Origin of the sequence: Sphingobacterium pedocola (genome assembly GCF_015209965.1) — a bacterium.
Taxonomy (GTDB): domain Bacteria; phylum Bacteroidota; class Bacteroidia; order Sphingobacteriales; family Sphingobacteriaceae; genus Sphingobacterium; species Sphingobacterium pedocola.
Genome location: NZ_MU158689.1, coordinates 1,930,954 through 1,952,898 on the forward strand (window position 1 = coordinate 1,930,954; position 21,945 = coordinate 1,952,898).

At 39.8% G+C, this 21,945-nt stretch carries 17 protein-coding genes; 14 read left to right on the plus strand and 3 right to left on the minus strand.

The features are described from left to right. Positions 1-37: 37 nt before the first annotated feature. The 8 genes from C4F40_RS08065 to rodA all read left to right on the plus strand — a co-directional run bounded on the left by C4F40_RS08065 (position 38) and on the right by rodA (position 11,123). Positions 38-1,420: an aminopeptidase P family protein gene (locus C4F40_RS08065; protein WP_196938826.1), complete on the plus strand. Its 1,383-nt coding sequence runs from the start codon at positions 38-40 to the stop codon at positions 1,418-1,420. Between the two features lie 4 nt (positions 1,421-1,424). Further along, the gene (locus tag C4F40_RS08070; RefSeq protein ID WP_196938827.1) at positions 1,425-3,593 is read left to right on the plus strand and encodes a S9 family peptidase; all 2,169 of its coding nucleotides are present in this window, start codon (positions 1,425-1,427) and stop codon (positions 3,591-3,593) included. 5 nt (positions 3,594-3,598) lie between these two features. Beyond that, positions 3,599-5,263, plus strand: coding sequence for a M1 family metallopeptidase (locus tag C4F40_RS08075; RefSeq protein WP_196938828.1), 1,665 nt, complete (start codon positions 3,599-3,601; stop codon positions 5,261-5,263). A gap of 147 nt (positions 5,264-5,410) precedes the next feature. Next, positions 5,411-6,433: a rod shape-determining protein gene (locus tag C4F40_RS08080; protein WP_196938829.1), complete on the plus strand. Its 1,023-nt coding sequence runs from the start codon at positions 5,411-5,413 to the stop codon at positions 6,431-6,433. Between the two features lie 97 nt (positions 6,434-6,530). Further along, on the plus strand, positions 6,531-7,370 hold the full coding sequence (gene mreC / locus C4F40_RS08085; RefSeq protein ID WP_196938830.1) for a rod shape-determining protein MreC: 840 nt from the start codon (positions 6,531-6,533) through the stop codon (positions 7,368-7,370). A gap of 28 nt (positions 7,371-7,398) precedes the next feature. Continuing rightward, positions 7,399-7,887, plus strand: a complete 489-nt coding sequence (mreD, locus tag C4F40_RS08090) for a rod shape-determining protein MreD (RefSeq protein ID WP_231389964.1) — start codon at positions 7,399-7,401, stop codon at positions 7,885-7,887. A 7-nt stretch (positions 7,888-7,894) separates the two neighbouring features. After that, positions 7,895-9,856, plus strand: a complete 1,962-nt coding sequence (gene mrdA, locus C4F40_RS08095; protein ID WP_196938832.1) for a penicillin-binding protein 2 — start codon at positions 7,895-7,897, stop codon at positions 9,854-9,856. Beyond that, on the plus strand, positions 9,849-11,123 hold the full coding sequence (rodA, locus tag C4F40_RS08100; protein WP_196938833.1) for a rod shape-determining protein RodA: 1,275 nt from the start codon (positions 9,849-9,851) through the stop codon (positions 11,121-11,123). Before mrdA ends, rodA begins: the two co-directional genes overlap by 8 nt. Positions 11,124-11,195: 72 nt before the next feature. Here the strand turns inward: rodA and C4F40_RS08105 are convergent, their stop codons facing one another. Further along, positions 11,196-11,813: an IMPACT family protein gene (locus C4F40_RS08105; RefSeq protein ID WP_196938834.1), complete on the minus strand. Its 618-nt coding sequence runs from the start codon at positions 11,811-11,813 to the stop codon at positions 11,196-11,198. After that, complete coding sequence (locus tag C4F40_RS08110) at positions 11,810-12,667, minus strand: DMT family transporter (protein WP_196938835.1); 858 nt, start codon at positions 12,665-12,667, stop codon at positions 11,810-11,812. The genes C4F40_RS08105 and C4F40_RS08110 overlap by 4 nt, the downstream gene beginning before the upstream one ends. Before the next feature lie 600 nt (positions 12,668-13,267). Between C4F40_RS08110 and C4F40_RS08115 the strand changes: the two genes are divergently transcribed. From C4F40_RS08115 to C4F40_RS08135, 5 genes are all read left to right on the plus strand, one after another. Further along, entirely contained in the window at positions 13,268-14,092 is an 825-nt protein-coding gene (locus C4F40_RS08115; protein WP_196938836.1) for a prephenate dehydratase, read from the plus strand. A 38-nt stretch (positions 14,093-14,130) separates the two neighbouring features. Beyond that, on the plus strand, positions 14,131-15,237 hold the full coding sequence (locus C4F40_RS08120; RefSeq protein ID WP_196938837.1) for a chorismate mutase: 1,107 nt from the start codon (positions 14,131-14,133) through the stop codon (positions 15,235-15,237). Beyond that, on the plus strand, positions 15,237-16,487 hold the full coding sequence (aroA, locus tag C4F40_RS08125) for a 3-phosphoshikimate 1-carboxyvinyltransferase (RefSeq protein ID WP_196938838.1): 1,251 nt from the start codon (positions 15,237-15,239) through the stop codon (positions 16,485-16,487). Before C4F40_RS08120 ends, aroA begins: the two co-directional genes overlap by 1 nt. A 220-nt stretch (positions 16,488-16,707) precedes the next feature. Then, the gene (gene aroC, locus C4F40_RS08130; RefSeq protein ID WP_196938839.1) at positions 16,708-17,799 is read left to right on the plus strand and encodes a chorismate synthase; all 1,092 of its coding nucleotides are present in this window, start codon (positions 16,708-16,710) and stop codon (positions 17,797-17,799) included. Further along, positions 17,792-18,646: an ROK family protein gene (locus C4F40_RS08135; RefSeq protein WP_196938840.1), complete on the plus strand. Its 855-nt coding sequence runs from the start codon at positions 17,792-17,794 to the stop codon at positions 18,644-18,646. The genes aroC and C4F40_RS08135 overlap by 8 nt, the downstream gene beginning before the upstream one ends. A 15-nt stretch (positions 18,647-18,661) precedes the next feature. Here C4F40_RS08135 and C4F40_RS08140 read toward each other — a convergent pair whose 3' ends face one another. Then, positions 18,662-21,079, minus strand: coding sequence for an alpha-ketoacid dehydrogenase subunit alpha/beta (locus C4F40_RS08140; RefSeq protein ID WP_196938841.1), 2,418 nt, complete (start codon positions 21,077-21,079; stop codon positions 18,662-18,664). 122 nt (positions 21,080-21,201) lie between these two features. Between C4F40_RS08140 and C4F40_RS08145 the strand changes: the two genes are divergently transcribed. Further along, entirely contained in the window at positions 21,202-21,942 is a 741-nt protein-coding gene (locus C4F40_RS08145) for a hypothetical protein (protein WP_196938842.1), read from the plus strand. The last annotated feature ends 3 nt before the right edge of the window (positions 21,943-21,945 follow it).

Sequence of the window (21,945 nt, forward strand, 5' to 3'; positions counted from 1 at the left end):
TTTATTTAGCTTCAATCAGAAAATAAAATATAAAAAAATGTTTCCGTCACAAACTTATACTGAACGTCGAAATTTACTGAGCAGCTCAATAGAAAATGGCATGATTCTCCTCTTGGGAAATATTGAGAATCCGATCAATTTTGAGCACAATACCTATCCATTCAGACAAGACAGTACATTTTTGTACTATATCGGCATTCAGGCTCCGCGATTAGCTGCTATAATTGACATCGATGAGCGCAAGACCATCTTATTTGGCGATGAAATGACTATCGACGACATTGTATGGATGGGAAGACTGGCGACACTGCGAGAAAAGGCTGAGTTATCCGATATCACCGAAATTCAGCCTTTTGACAAACTGTATAGTCACATCCAAAAATCAAATCGCAGCATACATTACTTGCCTCCTTATCAATCGCATAACAAAATATTGCTACAAGACCTCTTGGGTATTCCTATACAACAATTAACTCCCTCTACAGTATTGTTGCGCACAGTTGCAACACAAAGAAACATCAAGCAGGATTTTGAACTTCAAGAGATTGAAAAAGCAGTAAATATAGCTGTAGACATGCACAGGATGGCGATAGAAATCACAAAGCCGGGTTTCAAAGAGTATGAAATCACCAATGCTATCCAATATTATGCACAAAATCAAGACACTATTTTTGCCTATCCACCGATCGTAACCAAACGGGGCGAGATATTGCACAATCATTATCAGCAAAACACCTTACAAATCGGGGATATGGTACTCAACGATTCGGGTGTTGAAACCCGACTTGGCTATTGTTCGGATTTAACACGGACTTACCCCGTTGATCGGCGATTTACAACCCTTCAGGAGGACATGTATCATATCGTATTAAATGCGCTAAAAAAAGGTGAAAGTTTACTCCAACCCGGTAAAAAGTTTATAGACATCTATTACGAGACCTGTGAAGAATTGGTGGACGGGCTGATACAACTTGGATTTATGAAAGGAAATCCAAAAGAAGCTGTTGCCAACAATGCACATACGTTGTTCTTCCAGTGCGGCCTAGGTCATATGATGGGACTGGATGTGCACGACATGGAAGACTTAGGTGAACAATACGTAGGCTATACAGACGACGAACCAAAGAATACAACGCTATTTGGATTAAAATCATTGCGTCTGGGCAAAGCCCTCGAACCCGGCAATGTACTTACAGTAGAACCGGGCATCTATATCATACCCGAACTGATCGATCAATGCAAAGCCAATAAAATGTTTACAGATTTTGTGAACTACGACAAATTAACGCAGCACCAAGATTTCGGAGGGATACGGATTGAAGACAACTACGTCATCACGCCTACCGGATACCGTAGAATAGGTAACTACCTGGAACGAGAAGTAAAAGAAATCTACACCCTTAGACAAAAATCCCTTTAAGAAAATGATAAAAGTCTCCCTATTTACATATATAGTATATCTTTTCATCGTTCCGCTTTCAACGATCGCACAGTTGCAATGGACCGAAGATGGAAACGGCATCTATCAGTTCTCCGAAGATAATGGCATTCAGGTATATGATGTCCGGTCAAAAAAGATAACAGATACTTTTTTGCCTGCTACATCATTAGTTCCACGAGGCGCTAACAAACCTTTGGACGTACAAAGTTTTCAGGTTTCGTCCGACGGAAAAAAAATATTGCTATTCACCAACACACAGCGTGTGTGGCGAGAGAATACGCGAGGAGATTATTGGATATTCGACAGAGGTGAAAAACAATTAAGCCAATTAGGGAGAGGACTTCCCACAGCTTCACTGATGTTTGCTAAATTTTCTCCTGATGGCACAAAGGTAGCCTATGTTTCCAAAAACAACATTTACATTGAAGATATTTCGTCATGGCAATACGAACAAGTCACAGATGATGGCACAGATCGTCTTATCAATGGCACCTTTGACTGGGTTTACGAAGAAGAATTCGGTACGAAGGACGGTTTTCGATGGTCTCCCGATGGGCAAAAAATTGCATATTGGAAACAAGACGCCCGCAAGACGCGTAATTTTTTGATGATCAACAATACAGACAGCCTGTATTCGTACACCATTCCCGTAGAATATCCCAAAGTAGGCCTTGATCCCTCGGGGACTACCATATGGCTTTACGATATCACACAGAAACGCGCAGTCAAAGCGAAGATAGAAGGCGACGAAGTTCAACATTATATTCCCCGAATGGAATGGGTATTAGATTCAAAATCGATCATACTCCAACAATTAAACCGAAAACAAAATAGCAGCAAGATTATTCTTGCAGACGCAACGACTGGAAAGGGCCATACGATACATACCGAAGAAGATCCGACCTGGATCGATATCAAGGCTAGATGGAATAATGGCGATCCAAGCGGATGGGATTGGATTGAGGACGGAAAATCATTTATATGGGTATCGGAAAAAGGTGGATATAGACAATTATACAAAATCAACCTAGAAGGAAAGGAAACATTGCTCAGCAAAGATGCTTTTGATCTTATTCAAATAGATTTTTTAGATGTTAAAAACAAAATGGTTTACTTTTCTGCGTCACCCGATAACGCTACACAGAAGTATTTATACCGGATAAACCTAAATGGCGGAAAAGCCTTCCGTGTTACACCAGCATCCTTTTCCGGAACAATGAGCTACGATATTTCGCCAAATGGAAAAATTGCACTATTTCAAAGTAGTTGCACGGCCTATATGACTACCGGTGCTGTCGTATCCTTACCTGAACACAACGAGATCGTACCCTCACAAAGATCTTTTGCTGCAGATCCCTTGGAATCTCAGGCGGAATTTTTCCGTGTTACGACTAGCGATGGTGTGGAACTGGATGGTTGGGTAGTGAAACCTAAAAACTTTGATCCAACAAAAAAATATCCCATTGTATTCTTTGTATACGGAGAACCGGCGATGCAGACTGTAACTGACAATTTCTATACCGGCAAAAATCGCCTGTACAGCGGAAGTATGCCAGATGACGGTTATCTATATGTGTCATTGGAAAATAGAGGTACACCTGCTCCCAAAGGACGCGAATGGCGTAAGTCTATTTACAAAAAGGTAGGCATCATCAATATCCGGGATCAGGCTATGGGCGCCAAGGAAGTATTCAAATGGGGCTATGTAGACACCACCCGTGTTGCTGTATGGGGATGGAGCGGAGGGGGAGCATCTACGCTTAACCTCTTGGGGCAGTATCCAGAAATTTATCAAACAGGTATATCTATTGCACCAGTTACCAACCAACTGCTTTATGACAATATCTATCAAGAGCGTTATATGGGGTTACCTCAAGAGAATAAAGCGGATTTCATAAACGGGTCTGCCCTTACCTATGCAAAAAATATCCAAGGAAATCTGTTATTAATCCACGGTACAGGAGATGACAACGTGCATTACCAAAACGCAGAAGTATATATTAATGAGCTCATCAAATACAACATCCCATTCCAGATGATGGCCTATCCTAATCGGAGCCATTCCATTAGTGAAGGAGAAGGTACCAGCGCGCATTTAAGTAACCTATTTACGACTTTCTTAAAACAACACTGCCCTCCAGGCGCTAGATAAAAACCATGAAGAGATTATTATACCTTACCCTGTCACTATGGATCTGCTACCTGGCTCCTGGTCAAGCGCAGTTTATGAAAGCGAAAGAAATCTTCAGCCGGGCCGATTCCTTGCGTGGTGAACTAACACCGCTACGTACCTGCTATGATATTCAATATTACCACTTAGATGTGAAGGTCGATATCGACAATAAATTCATTTCGGGTTCGAATTTATTCCAGTTTCGGGCAGTAGATGATTTCACCAAACTTCAGTTTGATTTGTTCGACAACTTGTCCGTTGATAAAGTAGAATATAAGGGGAAAGCACTACCTTTTAGTAGAGCATTCAATGCTGTATTTATAGAATTCCCAAGTACCATAGAAAAAGGTAAAGTAGACTCCTTTACCGTTTACTATTCCGGAAATCCCATTCAAGCCACGAGGGCACCCTGGGATGGCGGCTTTGACTGGAAAAAAGACAGCAACGGCAAGCCTTTCGTTGCTACAGCTTGCCAAGGCTTGGGAGCGAGTGTATGGTGGCCCAACAAGGATCATCAATCGGATGAAGTAGATAGCATGTTGATCTCGGTATCGGTACCAAAAGATCTTATCAATGTTTCAAATGGACGGTTGGTTGGCGTTGAAAACAGCTCCGATGGTTACAAAACGTATCACTGGAAAGTAATCAATCCCATCAACAATTATAATATTGCATTAAACATTGGCGATTATATACATTTCAGCGAAGTCTACACAGGTGAAAAGGGCAATTTGGATGTAGGCTATTATATTTTAAGAGAAAACAATCAAAAGGAAAAGATAGATCATCTGAAAAAGAATGTAAGAGAAACATTGCAGGCATTCGAGCATTGGTTTGGCCCCTACCCCTTTTACGAAGATGGGTATAAGATTGTCGAAACAGCACATTTGGGAATGGAGCATCAGAGTGCAATAGCGTATGGCAACAAATATCAAAATGGATATCTGGGACGCGACGGTTCAAATACAGGTTGGGGAAATAAATGGGATTTTATCGTTGTACATGAGTCGGGACACGAATGGTTTGGTAATAATATAACCTCGACAGATTTGGCGGACATGTGGATTCATGAAAGCTTCACAAATTATGCTGAAGCATTATTTATTGACTATTTTTACGGGAAAGAAGCTAGTCAGGCCTATGTACACGGCAATAGACCTGGAATACGAAATGACAAGCCTTTGCAAGGCCCGTATCATGTCAACAAAGAAGGTTCCGGAGATATGTACATTAAAGGAGGTGTATTGCATAACATGATTCGCACCATTGTCGATGACGACGAAAAATGGCGTAATATCCTAAGAGGTTTAAATAAGACCTTTTACCACAGTCAAGTCGACTATCAGGATATCGTAACCTACATTTCAACTGAAGCGGGTTTTGATTTTACGTCCGTATACGAGCAATACGTCAAAAAAACGGGTATCCCTACTTTAGAGATTGCTTTCGACCGTTCTGGTCAACCTCTAGGGCGGTGGATCAGCGAGGTCGAAGCGTTTAATATGCCGGTTCACATCGGTACAAAAGGGAATAAAAAGCAGCTGGTAAAACTCACGAATTCGTTCAAACCCATAAATGTCCCCGGTCTAACAAGGGAAAACGTAGAAATAGACACCTACAATTATTATATCGGTATTTTGATGCAATAAATAACCACGAAAAGCGTTATCAAACACAACCTGCAACCTGCTAAATAATTAGATAATTTATGTTGTTTTTTGTAGAGATACGCTATCATAAACGATTTTTTTTCATTAGGTTTGCATTAAATTACAATATAGAACAATTCTTAACAGATGGGATTATTTAACTGGTTTACGCAAGAAGTTGCAATCGACTTAGGGACGGCGAATACCTTAATTATTCATAATGATAAAGTAGTAGTGGATGAACCATCCATCGTTGCTTTTGATCGCACCACTAACAAAGTAATTGCGATAGGAAGGCAAGCCATGCAAATGGAAGGTAAAACACACGACAATATAAAAACAGTAAGGCCATTGCGCGATGGTGTGATTGCTGATTTTACCGCAGCAGAACATTTGATCCGTGGAATGGTTAAATTGGTAAATGGCGGTAAATCTTGGTTTTTTCCATCTCTTCGTATGGTGGTATGTATTCCTTCTGGAATTACGGAAGTGGAAAAACGTGCAGTGCGTGATTCCGCCGAAATTGCAGGAGCGAAAGAAGTTTATCTGATACATGAACCCATGGCAGCCGCGGTCGGTATTGGTATTGATGTAGAAGAGCCCGTAGGTAACATGATTATTGATATAGGTGGGGGAACAACCGAAATCGCGGTTATTGCTTTATCCGGTATCGTTTGTGATCAATCTATTCGCGTAGCTGGAGACAATTTTGACTCAGATATCGTTCAATATATTCGTCGTCAGCATAATATCATGATCGGTGACCGTACGGCAGAGAAGATTAAAATCGAAGTAGGCGCTGCTCTTCCTGAATTACAAGAACCACCTGAAGATTTTGCAGTTCAGGGCCGTGACTTAATGACGGGTATTCCAAAGCAAATAACCGTATCCTATACTGAAATTGCGCATTGTCTGGACAAATCAATTTCTAAAATTGAAGAAGCGATTTTGAAAGCTTTAGAAATAACTCCGCCGGAACTCTCAGCCGACATCTATCAAACTGGCATCTATTTGACTGGAGGAGGGGCTTTATTACGCGGATTAGATAGGCGTATACAGGCCAAAACAAAACTACCTGTTCACGTTGCTGAAGACCCTCTGCGCGCTGTAGTACGTGGCACTGGTATTGCATTAAAAAATATCGGCAGATTCAAATTTTTGATGCAATAATAGACTGAAGAATATAAATATGAGCGCGATATAGAAAAGCATTACTTCTTCTATATCGCGTACTTGTTAAATAACATAACGAAGTAGTAAACGAAACATGAGAAACCTATGGCTTTTCCTAGTTAGATATAATGCCTTTTTTTGGTTCATATTGTTTTTTGTGCTTTCCATTTTTTTAGTCGTCCGAAATAACAATTTTCAACGCACCTCCTTCGTAAATTCATCTAACGTGGTCATCGGTTCTTTTTATGAAAAAGTAAATTCTTGGAAAGGTTATCTCGCATTATCTTCAACCAACGAAGAATTAGCATCAGAGAACGCTAAATTACGCCAACAGTTAGAAAATTATATCGGTAAGGATACGCTGGATAGTGTACATTTGGTTGATGCTATAGATATCGGCAGATATGAATTTATCGTCGCCGCTGTTGTCAACAACAGCATTCATCAGAAAAGTAATTTTTTGACCTTGAACAAAGGCAGTAATGACGGCGTGGCACTTGGGATGGGAGTCATTACCTCTAACGGTGTTGTCGGATCAGTGTTAAATGTCTCAGCCCATTTTAGCACCGTGAAATCGCTCCTGCATCCAGACACAAAAATATCCGTCACCTTGGATAGCACTGCAGATGCTTTCGGTTCTTTGGTTTGGGGCAATAATACAGACCCGCGCTATGCAATGATCCGAGACATACCTAATCACATTAAAGTTCATACAGGACAGCCAGTCTTTACCTCTGGGTATTCTACATTATTTCCCAAAGGCATCAAAGTAGGTCATATTATTGAATCTGGCATTACATCTGGAGAAAGCTTTAAGGACATACGTATTTTATTAACAACAAAATTTTCAAACCTTAGTCATGTGTACATCGTAAAAGACAGGCTAGCCGTTGAGAAAATTGAGCTTGAAGCCGCAAACGAGGACAATGGGTAAAATTATAATTAATAATTTAATACGTTTTATGATATTAATAGTGCTACAGATAGCGCTGTTTAAAAACATGGGCTACTATAGCCTAGCAACACCGTTCCCTTATATTTTAATCCTATTTCTTCTTCCTATTGGCACGTCCAACCTCCTATTGTATATTTTTGCTTTCCTTACCGGGCTTACTATAGACGCATTTTACGATACGATCGGCGTCCACGCGGCAGCTTGTGTAGCACTTATATGGTTTAGGATATTTTTTCATAAGATTACCCTAGAAACGGATGTTATAAATTCATTCGAGACACCGACCTGGAGTGAGATGGGATTCAAATGGTACAGTACCTACGTCTTACTTGGAACCTTAGTACATCACCTTGTGCTGTATATCGTCGAAGTTTTCTCTTTCCAGAATATACTTTATACTTTAGCGAGTGTTGGGTTAAGTAGTATATTTACTATCGTAATAATTTTTATAATAGGCGTACTTACATACAAGCGCAGATCGCGTTTGGGAAATTAACAAATTCATGAATAGTTTTTTTGAGCGAAAATTTGTCATACAAGGAATATTTATTGCAATAGCATTAGTTATTGTCGCTCGACTATTTTATTTGCAAATTATTGATGACTCCTATTTGCTATCCGCAAACAATAATGTGTTACGTAAAGTAACCGTCTATCCCGCACGTGGTATTATTTTAGATAGAAATGGTAAGGTCATCGTTCAAAACGAGCCTGTATATGATCTTTTAGTCACTCCAAGAGAAGTAAAAGATATTGACACCGCATTATTATGCCAACTCATCAATATCGACATGGACGGTTTTAAAAGTCGTATGGCAAAAGCGCGCGCCCATTCTCCTTATCGTGCATCCCAGTTTGAGAAGCTAATTTCTTCCGAGACCTATGCACGTCTACAAGAACATTTGCACAAGTTTAGAGGCTTTTATGTCCAGAACCGGACGGTCCGAAGTTATCCAGACAGCATTGCTGCTCAATTTTTGGGGTACATCCAGGAAGTAAATGACAGGGATATCGAACGATCTAACGGTTTTTATAAACCAGGCGATTACATTGGAGCAAGTGGTGTTGAACGCTCATATGAAGAGTTGCTAAGAGGGAATCGAGGTGTCAAGAACCTGATGGTCGATGCGTTGAACAGACCTAAGGGTGTATTTATGGAAGGTAAATACGACACATTAGCTGTTACTGGAGATGGACTTGTATCCTCCTTAGATATTGATCTCCAAATATTAGCCGAGCAACTGATGAAAAACAAGCTCGGATCCGTAGTAGCTATCGAACCATCCACTGGAGAGATCCTGACATTCGTTAGTAGCCCTTCTTATGATCCTAACTTAATGGTGGGAAAGGATCGTGGCAACAACTACATGGACATGCTCAACGATCAGAACAAGCCTATGTTCATCCGGCCCATCCAGGCTTCCTACCCTCCAGGATCTGTTTTTAAGGTCGTAGCAGCCCTTACTGCCCAACAAGCCGGACTAATCGACCAACACACCATATTCAATTGCCCTGGTGGATATCGATATGGGAGAAACGCGATAATGAGATGCACGCATGTGGATGGCCCTACTAATCTGGTCAAATCCATACAGATGTCGTGTAACACCTATTATGGTTACGTTTACGCGAAGATGATCGATTCTAGAGGCCTCCCTGGACCAAAAGCGTATGATTTATGGCGCGAGGGGCTTTTAAAATTTGGTTTGGGACAGAGGCTCGGTATTGATCTCCCCGGTGAAAAAGGGGGGTTCGTTCCTGAGTCGAGCTTCTATACAAAAGGATACGGCAATGAGAAATGGAGATCCAGCTACAACATTTCCTTGTCTATCGGGCAAGGAGAATTAGGCATCACCCCATTACAGATGGCTAATGTTATGGCTATCGTAGCCAATAGAGGTTTTTACTATAGACCTCATTTGATAAAGGGTATTGGAGAAAAGAAAATCGTCAAAAAAGAGTTTACCGAAAAAATATCCGCCGGAGTTGATGCTAAATACTATGAGCCGGTGGTAGAGGGCATGAGTCGGGCTGTAAATATGGGAGGAACCGCAGCAAGTGTACGCATTCCTGGAATTGAGATGTGTGGAAAAACCGGAACAGTTCAGAATCCGCACGGTCAAAATCACGCTGTCTTTTTTGCATTCGCTCCTCGAGAAAATCCAAAGATAGCGATTGCCGTGTTCGTCGAAAACGCAGGATATGGCGGTACTTGGGCAGGCCCAATTGCCAGTATGCTCGTTGAAAAATACCTAAATGATACGATCACGTTGCCAAAGTATATCCAAGACCGCATATACAATGCCAACTTGCTGCCCAAGGTGGAGAAAAAAGTATCAGCAATAAAAAAGAATCCCACAATCATCAAAAAAGATACAATTAAAAGGCAAAAACAAATTGCACAAACCGTGGAAAAACAAGGCCTTTTAGTACACCATAGTCAGGTTAGAAGAACGCATGAATAAACTACAGAACAACAGCTTTCTTGGTCGAATAGATTGGATTACAATCGGTCTGTGGTTTCTATTATGTCTGATCGGGTGGTTTAACATTCATGCGGCTGTATTTGACCCCGAACATCCAGGTCTCTTCAACTTGGAGACAAATTATGGAAAACAGTCTCTTTTTATTTTCACAGCCGTCATTATCGGGTTTTGTGTTCTTATTATAGACTCCCGGTTCTTTATTTCCGTCACGCCTATACTTTACATCATCGTTATCCTATTATTGGTTACTGTATTAATTATTGGTCGAAATGTGGGCGGTAATCAAGCTTGGATAGCCATCGGAAGTTTTAGATTGCAACCCTCCGAATTTGGAAAATTAGTTACCTGCTTATTGTTGGCTTATTATCTAAATACACAGGCTAATAAAACACCAAATAAAAAAACATTATTCGTAGGCGCTTGTATCGTTCTATTTCCCGTCGCTTTGGTCATGCTCCAACCAGACACAGGCTCAGCACTAGCCTTTTTCTCGTTAATATTTGTCTTTTATAGAGAAGGCTTCGTTAGTAACCTTTTCTTAATTCTAGCTGCTCTAGCCATTCTACTTTTTGTATTAGCTCTACTGATAAATCAGTGGATATTGATCGGAATTATAGCATTAACGGCTGCTTTTTTTATTTTTTTATTCCGCAAACGACGAAAGAATATAATTAACATTGCTGTGTTATTTATCGCATCGTCCGTTTATATTCTGGGAGTCGATTTTGCGTATGAGCAAATACTGCAGCCACATCAACGGAATCGTATCGACATTATTTTGGGTAAAATGGATGATCCAAGAGGGCAAGGTTACAATTTAAACCAATCGAAGATAGCGATCGGATCAGGACAACTTTTCGGAAAAGGCTATCTGCAAGGAACGCAGACAAAATACAACTTCGTACCTGAACAAAGTACCGATTTCATTTTTTGTACGGTAGGCGAAGAATGGGGTTTTGCGGGATCTGTAGTTCTCATTTGCATTTATCTTATTCTTTTGCTTCGGATTGTCAACATTGCTGAAAGGCAGCGCACCAATTTTGCACGAATATACGCGTATGGTGTCGCCTCTATATTATTCTTCCACTTTTTCATCAACATAGGTATGACAATAGGCATAGTACCTGTAATCGGCATTCCCCTCCCCTTCATAAGTTATGGAGGATCGTCATTGTGGAGCTTCACCATACTATTATTTATTCTGCTCCGTTTCGATTCGACACGAAAGGGGCTCGGACAAATCTAACCCCTACTCAAGACCAAATGAATCGTATTAATACGCCCAGTCCCATTTAAAATATCAATTCTGAATCAGCTGTCATATCGTATACAAATAATTAGCTTTAACACCTTGCAAATTTGCTATTTTCTCCATCACGGTACCAACCTGCAATTTACGGATTTCTATATTTATCACACAACTATTATCGAAATCCTGTGCTAAAATCGTAAGCTGCTCTTCTTTTAAAACACGCATTACCTCATTCATCTGCGAATATTCGAACGACAGCTTGTACACATCATTAACCCTCTTCTCCACGATCTGGGAATTGGTCAACGCTTCTAACGTAGCCGTCTTATAGGCGTTTATCAGTCCGGGCACGCCCAATAGCGTACCACCAAAATAGCGCACGACCACAACCAAAATATTCGTAATATCTTTTGAAAGCAATACATTCAGTATCGGCCGCCCTGCTGTACCGGAAGGCTCACCATCATCATTTACGCGGAATACATTCCGATCAGGCGTAAGTCGATAGGCCCAGCAATGATGACGAGCTCTCGGGTGCAATGCTTTAAGTTCAGCTATGATGTCCTTCAACTTAGAAGCATCTTTGAAGGGATAAGCATACGCAATAAACTTACTTCCTTTGTCTCTAAATACGCCTTCATTCCTTGTTTCGATCGTATGGTACGTGTCTTCAAATAAACTCACAGATATGCAATTAACAAAACAGATATGACAGCTAAAAATAACCCAATTTGATTGATTTTACTTAATTTTTCTTTAAAAATCATCACTCCTACTACGCCACCTAATACAATAACGCCAATATTCATAGCGGTGAATACGATAGATGGATTATCTGGCAGCGCACGATGTGCCCTCATATAAAGATATATATTTCCAAAATTGAATACCCCCAACAGTAATCCCCATCCTATGGCATTTCTATCGAGGTTTCTCTTCAGGATTCTTACCTGATAACACAAGATTCCAAAAGCGACCAACATCGCAAGCACAAATACGATAAACATAGATGTAAGGTAAGGCACCTCCGTGTGCTGCGCTATTTGTTTAAACAGGACATCTATAATTCCCATCCCAACAAATACGACGAAGGGATAAATCCATACATTCTTCTGAGATTCTTCTACTTTTTTATTCCAGCTGATCGAACATATAATTGCGACTAACCCCACCCCGATTCCAATCATTTTAGTCCATACCATTTCTTCCCGAAATATGAGGAAAGAGGCAATCAAAGGAATGAATAAAGACAATCTCTGTGCGATATCAGTCTTGACAATACCACTGCTTCGAATAGCTAAAGCAATAAAAATAAACAAGGTTGGCAGTAATATCGCCAAAGGAATATAGATCACAAAAGGCCACTGCTGTGCCATACTATTTGATAAATCCGGTTTGAGGAGAAAGTAAGTCATTAAAACAGCGATGGGATAATTCCATAGTACCAATTGTTGCGTATCCACTTGTTTGGATCGGGCTACTTTGATTACAATAGAAACGGCTACGCTAAAAAGTACACTTAAGAATACGTATATCATCTACAAAATTATTAGGTTTCAATAGTACAAAAATTCTACAAATTAAGGAGGTTAATTATCCAATATCCCTTCTTTTTTCACGGATATATGTATTGCCGGCTTATCTAGTTAGTCACATCACCGCAAATAAACACATATATATACATAAAAATTGAACTAAAAAACAACGTATTTTTAGTTCAATTTTTAACAAAAAATAGCAACAAAAAAGTATAAAAAATACATATAAAACATAAAACAAAAACACAAATAAAATTATAATTTACTAATATTCAAATATTTAAAAAAAATAAATAAAACAAAAGACAACGAACAAATCAATAAAAAAAACATCAATTAAACACTAAAATTAAAGTAAAAAAAACAACATAAAACAACAAAATAATTAAATAAAAAAGTAAAAAAATTTGCATAATAATTTTATTGATACTACCTTTGGATTATCAAAAAATTAGAGACATGCATAACGCGACAACATATACATTCTTTTATTTCTTTTATCCTAGATAAAAGCAGGGACGAATATAATATTGTGAAAGCGCAAATATAGAAAGTCCCGAAATGAAGCGGGACTTTTCTTTTTTAAAGAACACACAGAAAATGAGTATAAAAATTGCAATCCAAGGCGTAAAAGCATCTTTTCATGAAGAGGCTGCATTTAAATATTTCGGACAAGACATCGAAACCATTGAATGCGAATCGTTCAAGAAAACCTGTGAGATGCTTAAACATGGGAAAGCAGATTATGTAGTGATGGCTATTGAAAATTCGATCGCTGGAAGTATCCTCCCAAATTACAACTTATTAAGAGATTATAGGTTTCATATTATCGGAGAAGTACACTTGAATATCCAGCAGAATCTGTTAGCCTTACCTGGAGTAAAACTCAGCGATATCAGAACCGTTGAATCCCATCCTATCGCTATCCGCCAATGCGATGAGTTCTTAAGCGACCACCCTGATTGGGCAATCCGTGAAGGAATGGATACTGCAGGTTGTGCAAAGCGGATAAAGGAAGAGAAATTAACAACCACTGCCGCCATTGCAAGCGAATTTGCGGCTAAAATTTACGGGTTAACTATTTTAGAAAAGCGTGTAGAGACGCACAAGAAAAATGCGACTCGCTTCCTCGTATTATCCAACGAAGTCGTCGAACAAAAGAATGTAAATAAAGCATCTTTATCATTCCAGACTGGAAACTCTGTAGGCTCATTGGCGAGTGTTTTACAGTGTTTTGCAGAGCAGAATGTAAATTTAAGCAAAATTCAATCGATGCCTGTTGTTGGCCGTCGAAACGAGTACGACTTCTATGTCGATGTAGAATGGAAAAAACAAGCCGATTATGATGCTGCTATCCGTAAAGTGCTTAAGCACACGGTAAATTTCAGCATAATGGGCGAATACATTAAAAACGAAAAGGTATAAGTAATTCATCATATTGTAAACAAAAAAACTCCAAATAAATGAAACATTCATTAGACATCCTTCCTTTAAAATCATGGATTGATACGGGTGACAAACCTTTAATCATTGCAGGACCTTGTAGCGCAGAAACTGAAGAACAATTGGTTTCCACTGCACACTTGTTAGCAAACACGGGCAAAGTAAATGTACTACGTGCAGGTATTTGGAAACCGCGTACGCGTCCTGGAGAATTTGAGGGTATCGGAAGTATCGGTTTAGAATGGTTAAAGAGGGCAAAAGAAGAAACGGGTTTGTTAACGGCTACAGAAGTCGCTACTGCAAAACATGTGGAAGAAGCGCTAGCAGCAGGTGTTGATATTTTATGGATCGGAGCACGTTCTACAGCCAATCCGTTCACCGTTCAAGAAATTGCTGATGCATTAAAAGGTGTTGACGTCCCTGTATTGATCAAGAACCCAGTTAATCCAGATTTATCGCTATGGTTAGGTGCCTTAGAACGCGTGAACCGTGCTGGTATTAAAAAAATTGGAGCTATTCACAGGGGCTTCTCTTCCTATGAAAAAACAGCTTTCCGTAATGAACCAATGTGGGATTTAGCCATTCAACTGAAAACCATTGCACCTGATCTTCCTATCATCAATGATCCAAGCCATATTTGTGGTAACCGTGAACTCATCCCATACATCACGCAAAAAGCCCTGGATATGGACATGCAAGGACTGATTATTGAATCACATATCGATCCGTCGGTAGCTTGGACAGATGCCAAACAACAAGTTACACCTGCGGCATTAGCAGATTTATTAGATCATGTCGCTGTACGTCGCGCAGAATCCAACAACCCTGCTTTTGAGGACAAACTAGCCGAATTACGTCAACAAATAGATAAATTGGATGACCAAATCATCAAACAGATTGGGGATCGTATGAAAATTGCGGAGAAAATTGGCGAATTCAAGCGTGATAATAATGTAACTATCTTACAAGTAAATCGCTGGGATGAAATCGTTCAAAAACGTGTCCAATTAGCAAAAGCATTAAGCATAAGTGAAGATTTCGCCGTAAAATACCTCGAATTACTTCACAATGAATCTATTCGTAAACAAAACGAAATTATGAACGCTAATTCACCAGCAGAGGCATAATGAATGAGATAAGCATTAAGCTTTCCCATCCAACAAAACAAGTAAGTGGCACGGTTCAACTCACTGGTTCTAAATCAGAGAGCAACCGTGCTCTTATTATACGGGCATTGAGTGAAAGCAAAGTAAAAGTTAAAAACCTTTCTGAAGCTGCTGATACAGTTATTTTGGAAAAGGTGTTAACACAAGCTCATGGAGAGGGATCAGGACAAAAAATTATAGACATCGGACCAGCAGGTACAGCGATGCGCTTTTTAACTTCATACCTTAATCTTCTCGAAGGAAATTTTATCCTTACGGGTACAGAACGTATGCAGCAACGTCCGATTGGTATCTTGGTAGATGCGTTAAAAAGTATAGGAGCAGAGATACATTACAAAAATAAGTCAGGCTTCCCTCCTCTTCATATTGAAGGGAAAATGTTTCAGGGCAAAGATAAAGTAACTATCAGGGGCAATGTAAGTAGTCAATATATTTCTTCTCTTCTTTTGGTTGCCTCTGCATTAAAAAAAGGACTAACCATTGAAATTGAAGGGGAACTAACATCCCGTCCCTATGTAACGATGACACTGGATATGTTAAAAGAAGCCGGTATATCGCACGAATGGACAGGTAATACGATTCGCATTGCCGCCCAAGAGCATCAAGAATCTGTACTGTATGTAGAACCTGATTGGAGTGCAGCTTCCTATTGGTATGCAATAGTAGCACTTTCCGAAAATGGCGAGGTCGTTCTTCCCGGTCTAAAACAGCACAGTTTACAGGGGGATATTGCGATTGCTGAAATCATGCGTCATTTCGGTGTTCAAACGACATTCACAGCCAAAGGCATACATCTTAAAAAAGTAGCAGTCGATTCAGAGAAGCAATTATTTGATTTTAAAGAGTGTCCGGATTTAGCACAAACTGTTGTTGTTGTAGCTGCTGCATTAAAGAGAGACGTTTCTTTTACGGGACTTGAAACATTAAAAATTAAAGAAACAGATCGTATTGTAGCACTTCAAAAAGAAATTTCAAAATTTGGAGCGAAGTTAATAGCAGAAGACGAAATCTACCATCTGATTACAGAATATGTTAAAGATCCAGGATCCGTATCATTCTCAACCTATGAAGATCACCGTATGGCAATGGCATTTGCTCCCCTTGCGTTGGTCTTCGATGAAATTACGATATTAGAACCTCAGGTTGTAGAGAAATCATATCCCGCATATTGGGAGCATCTTTCAAAGCAGGGTTTCCAAATTACGGATTAGCATAAATAGGCGATAACGCGGTAACTCATGCTGGTTTCCGCTACAAAAGTCCTTTAAGGATGGTAGAGGTCGCAAACTGCGAAGCGTTCATTCACACAGTAGAGCAGACAATCGTGAATGATTTGGTTTGCATATAAAAGCAAATTACGAGTCCATTTTTTTTCAATATGGTATTCGTGAATTCAAAGCATTTTATCTAAGTTTACGCAATATTTAAATTATGGCAGGAAATTCATTTGGTGACATCTTTAAAATCACGACTTTTGGCGAATCCCACGGGGCAGCTATCGGTGTTATTTTAGATGGTTGCCCTCCAAATATTGAGATTGATGAAGAATTCATTCAGTCAGAACTTGACAAGAGAAAACCAGGTCAATCCAAAATAACCACACAACGGAAAGAAAGCGATACAGCCCAATTTCTATCTGGCGTTTTCGAAGGAAAATCGACTGGGACCCCTATAGCAATTGTTATCCCGAACGAAGATCAGCGTTCAAAAGATTACTCGCATATTATGGATAAGTTTCGTCCATCGCATGCAGATTATACCTATCAAATGAAATACGGTATCCGTGATTATCGCGGAGGCGGCCGTTCTTCGGCACGCGAAACCGCAGCAAGGGTAGCCGCGGGTGCAATTGCAAAACTGTTCTTAAAGCAATACGGGATTAAAATTTTTGCCCACGTTTCCGGTGTCGGTACGATCGAGGCGCCTAATCTCGATAGCAAAGATTTAAAGACATTGCTCGAATTACGCGAAAGCAATATTGTCCGCTGTGCCGATCCCGCTACCGCCAATGAAATGATAGATTTTATTGACGGTGTCCGCAAGGATGGTGATACAGTAGGGGGACGAATTTCTACCATCATTCGCCACGTACCTGTGGGATTGGGTGAACCGGTGTTCGATAAATTGCATGCCGACCTAGCGAAGGCAATGATGGGAATTAATGCGGTACATGGATTTGAATATGGGTCAGGATTCAAAGGATCTCAGCTTAAAGGCTCGGAACATAATGATATATTTGCTCGCGAGAATGATAAAATTATCACGCAATCCAATTATTCCGGGGGTATACAGGGAGGCATTTCAAATGGCATGGATATTACGTTTAAAGTAGCGTTTAAACCTGTAGCAACGATCATGCGTGATCAACCTACATTGAATCACTCGCAAGAAGAAGCGACTATTTCCGGAAAAGGAAGACATGATCCGTGTGTCGTGCCACGTGCCGTTATTATCGTAGAGGCAATGGCTGCCTTAGTTATTGCGGACCACTTACTAAAGCAAAGATCATATAAGAATGTCTGATAATAAAAATTATATATTAGCATGCGATATCGGAGGTACACATATTACCTCCGCTATTGTAGTCGAGGGTACATGGGAAATCTTATCTAGTACAATCAAACGGGTATCTTTTAATTCGCAAGAAAATGCTAAATCGATTTTCCAGTATTGGGCAGATAACATACAGAATTGCCTTAACGAATTTAACGATGAAATAACACAAATAGGTATCGCTATGCCTGGCCCTTTTGATTATGAAAATGGGATCGCGTTGATGAAGGGACAAAACAAGTATGATAGCATTTATAAACTAAATACAACAGAAGGTATTTTAAATGCCCTGAAAGACAAGCACATGGAAATTCGCTATATCAACGACGCAGCTGCCTTTCTTCAAGGAGAAATATTTGCTTCTAAACGAAATAATGAAGACCGAATTTTAGGGATTACATTGGGAACCGGACTAGGAAGTGCCGTGTGGTCTAATAACGAAAAAGCTTACGATGCAGATCTTTGGAACAGCCCTTATAAACGTACAATTTTTGAAGAATATCTAGTTACGCGTTGGTTTGTCAATCGCTTTCTAGCATTATCGGGATCTAAAGAGCCTGGTTTCAAGGAGATTACTCAACATCACGAGAATACCGAAGCACTTGAACAATTGCTAGCCGAATACAGGAAAAATTTAAAAGATTTTCTTCATTTTTTTAGTGAAAAATACGAAAGTAAAAAATTTATTATTGGCGGGAATATTACCAAGGCATGGGATTTAATCAATAAGGACAGGTATTTCGAAGATTTTGAAATCAATCTTGGGAAATATGAAGAAAAAGCAGCAATTATAGGTGCTGCTTCGCTGTTCCAATAATTAGATCCTATTTTCTTAGTATATTTTCGGATATTGTTGCGGATTCACCTCAGTCATGATTTGGTAGGCTATTTCTACCACGTCATCTACTGAAGGCTTCGTAAAATAGTCACCGTCCGAACCGTAAGGAGGTCTGTGCGCCTTGGCAGTCAATGTACGTGGCTGGCTATCCAAATGAAAGTACCCCTCTTGTGTTTCCAATATCTGCTGTAGGATAAACGCAGATGCACCACCGGGTACATCTTCATCAACCACCAAAAGGCGATTTGTTTTCTGAAGAGATTGTGCGCAAATCTGTGTTCGATCAAAAGGTTGTAAGCACTGAATATCCACAATTTCAATAGAGATACCTATTTTTTCTAGCTCTAACGTAGCTTCCTGTACGATGCGTAAAGTAGAGCCGTAAGAAACAACCGTAATGTCTGATCCCGTGCGAATTACCTCTGCTATCCCCAGCGGAACGGAGAATTCCCCAACATTGTTTGGCATTTTTTCTTTTAAGCGATACCCGTTTAGACATTCAATTACCAAAGCTGGATCATCAGATTTTAAAAGCGCATTGTACATTCCCGCTGCCTGGGTCATATTTCGAGGCACACAAATATGCAGGCCGCGTAGTCCTCCTAATAAAAGTGACATAGGAGATCCTGAATGCCATATCCCTTCTAAACGATGGCCGCGTGTACGAATAATGAGCGGAGCTTTTTGCTGGCCTTTCGAACGATAGCTTAAAGAAGCTAAATCGTCACTCAAAACCGGCATGGCATATATCAAATAATCCAAATATTGTATTTCGGCAATAGGTTTGAGACCACGAAGAGCCAGACCAAGTCCTTTACCAATAATAGCTGATTCGCGAATTCCTGTATCAAAAATGCGCAGATTACCAAACTTTTCCTGCAAACCAGCGAAGCCTTGGTTTACGTCTCCTATTTTCCCGACATCTTCTCCAAATGCAATCAAACGATCGTCCTTTAAAAAATTTGCCTCGAAGCAAGCGTTCAATACCTCACGCCCATCTACGATTTTTGCATCCGCCTCGTATTCCGGCGATGATCCGGCGATGTTGAAGGCCGAATTTTGGTTCTCTATAAATAGGTTATCATTATACCGTTGTCGATTTACTTCCTGTTGCCTTGTATACCAGGTAATCAGTTCATCCTTTTCGGCAGAACTTGTAAAGCGCAATTCACGCAAAACGAGACGAACGGTAGAATAAATCTCTTTCAGGGAAGCTTCCGTTATCGATTGTAGTGTTTTAAGTGGCAACTCGACAATCTCGCTGCTCATTTTCGACAACAAAGCGACGGCCTCTTCGAAATCTCCTTGAATGGTTTTGCGGTAATCTGCCCAGGCTCTTTTTTGCTCTTCGCGAACGAATTTTTTCGCTTCAATTTCTATAGCTTCCAATTCTTCTGCCGATGCAATTTCTGAACCCACCAGCCAGTCGCGCATCTTCACGTTACAATCATATTCTTTTTCCCAATTCAGTCTTTCCTGAGATTTATATCGCTCATGCGAACCGGAGGAAGAATGCCCCAAAGGTTGTGTAAGCTCTGTGACATGTACAAAACAAGGTATATGTTGTTCTCGGGCTATTTTTGAAGCTTTTTCATATGTCTCGCAAAGAGCCGGGTAATCCCATCCTCTCACTTTAAAAATTTCAAACCCTTCACCGTTATGATCGCGTTGAAAACCTCTTAATGCTTCCGATATATCCGCCTTCGTAGTTTGTATTTCGTTGGGAACAGATATTCCGTATCCATCATCCCATACGGAAATAACAACAGGAATCTGTTTTACTCCCGCCGCGTTCATCGTTTCCCAGAATACACCTTCGGAAGTGGATGCGTTACCTACTGTACAAAAAACAACCTCGTTACCTTGGTTAGAAAAATACGTTAAATCAGAAAGATCAGTATTTGTTCTATACAATTTAGAGGCTAGTCCCAGTCCCAATATGCGGGACATCTGTCCACCAGTCGTTGAGATATCAGATACCGAATTTTTTTGTTGTGTTTGGTCTACCCAGTTTCCCTGTTTATCAACTAAGCTCTTCGAAAAATGTGCAACCATTTGTCGTCCTCCCGATGAAATATCTGCTTCTATAGTCGGGTTGGCATAGAGTTGCGAAAAGAAATGATAGATTGAACTGATTCCAGACGCAAATGCAAATGTCTGATCACGGTAGTAACCTGAACGCCAGTCACCATTTCGAAAAACCTTAGCCAAAGCAATCTGTGCTAATTCTTTACCATCGCCAAAAATCCCGAATTTTGCCTTACCTGTGAGGACTTCCTTTCTTCCTAATAAGCTAACATATCTGCTTTGTACGGCTAATTTATAATCCTCTAAAATAATATAACGAAAATCATCAAAGCTTAATTTTGACGATGACAAATCAGCTGGCACATTCAAATTCGTTCCTGACATTTCTTTTTCTGGTTTCCTACAAAAATACTAAAATTCCTTTTTACAATATAGTTAATAATTTATTAATATCCTTAAATAATACATCTTAATTATGTACTTTTAGGGCCTATTACATCGTATTTATGAGTGCTAATATTGTATCAAGGCCAGAAAAAGATGGCTCCGCTGGCTTAGGAGATTTAGAAAAAACCGTAATTCTCAACACGTTAATGTCTGTTCCCTTTTCAGAAAGAGATCAAAAATGGCGTGATGTTTTTTTAGATAGTTTACCCGAGGCCAACCTCAAGTTAGGAAATCCTGAGGTCGTCATAGCGGGCGATGGCTTTCCGTATGTTCAATTGGAAACCGTTAATCCGAATGAAAATTTCCAAGCATATGTTATTAGCAAACAATTACCCACGTTACTTTCACAAGGTTTCGGAATAATAATCAATCCGCAACATGATCGGTTAGATTGGGTTCTGTCGTATGGCGATATTGTCAATTACGAATTGAACGATTCATTTTATACGGACACGAGTATCTTTTCAAATAGCAAAGAAAATATAGCAGTTGGTAAGGATGAAAAGATATTAATAGGACAGCCCGCGGACAGTATTTTACCAAAATACCTACGGGCCCAATTAAAAGAGTATTTACTTCATATGGGGGTTAAGGTACCTAAGATCATGCTTATCGCTCGCAATTACGAAGATGAAAATTTGGTATCCCAAGATCTAATATTTAATCTTACACCTGTCCAGTTTAGAAGTGAGAAAGTATATCATGAGATCATGGCAGCGATCTCGTGGTTTTTACCTAAACACTATTCTTTTATGGGAGTGGATGAAATGGCAATTACAAATGGTTTTCAAGCATTATAAAAA